This is a genomic window from Candidatus Phytoplasma gossypii (assembly GCF_030586975.1).
Lineage (GTDB): Bacteria > Bacillota_I > Bacilli_A > Acholeplasmatales > Acholeplasmataceae > Phytoplasma > Phytoplasma citri.
On the sequence record NZ_JAOSIT010000080.1, the window covers coordinates 1 to 1070 of the forward strand.

At 24.9% G+C, this 1070-nt stretch carries 1 protein-coding gene; it reads right to left on the bottom strand.

Features of this window, described 5'->3' with window-relative positions:
• Positions 1–534: 534 nt before the first annotated feature.
• Positions 535–1070: DDE-type integrase/transposase/recombinase (locus OC698_RS03170; protein WP_304513235.1), on the bottom strand; the 536-nt coding region annotated here is incomplete at its 5' end.

Genomic DNA, 1070 nt, shown 5'->3' on the forward strand with positions numbered 1-1070 from the left:
ATTAACTCCTCGAAGGAGTGATACTTTATATTTTATATCGATAATGATAATGATAATCGATATTTGATATTATCGAGATATCATTCTTAATCATTATCGTTATCGATATCATAAAAATCCTTTGCGTTAAGAAAATAATTTGGTTCTTTTAATTATATTAATTTTAAATTAATTTTAATTTTAATGGCCTAACCAGGTTAGTGTGTTTGTATATTAAGCTAAAATAGCGCTAAAACGCTATTTAATTATAAAATCTTTACATATGACAATTAAAGTAAATAATGATCGAATAAAAGATTTCTAATGAATATAAGCGGTTTTGTTTAGATGATTAAGATTAGTGGGAATATTTTTATCTCTTAATATAATTTTTAAACAATATAAAATATAAAGGAATTAAAAAATTACCAAAAATATCATATAAACTCCAAAAAAATAATCCTATTTCAATATATTTAATAAAATCATTCATGATCAATTAACTCCTTTTTATAAAATTTTGATTGTTCATAAATAATTATTTATTTAGTTTGATTAATTAATCTTAGTCTGAAGTTGAGATTTTTTTTCTTGATAATTTTGTAAATAATGAAGGGGACTTTGATAATTAAGTTTTTTGATAGGCCATTTGTGATTATAAAAACTTTTAAAAGTTTGAATTTTTTTAATTATTTCCGTAAAAGAATAGTGATACCAATCTCCATAACGACTTTTAAACCACCCTTTTAAATTACTAAACCAGGATTCGATCGGGGCATTATCATTAGGACAACCAGGGCGGGACATACTAATTAAAAAGCCTTTTTGTTGTAAAGTTTGTTGCCAAAGGCGACTACTATAACTACCACCCCGATCCGAATGAATAATACAAGGTTTAGTTAATGAAGGTAAAACTTTAAAGGTCGCTTTAATTAACTTTAAATTAGGTTTTAAACTAATTTTTAAACTTAAAATCTCTTGATGATAACCATCTAAAATAACTGAAACCCATAATAATCCTTGAGTTGTTGGAAAACAAGTTAAATCGGTATAAAGTTTGGTCAGAGGTTGATCGGTAACAAAATGGTTTT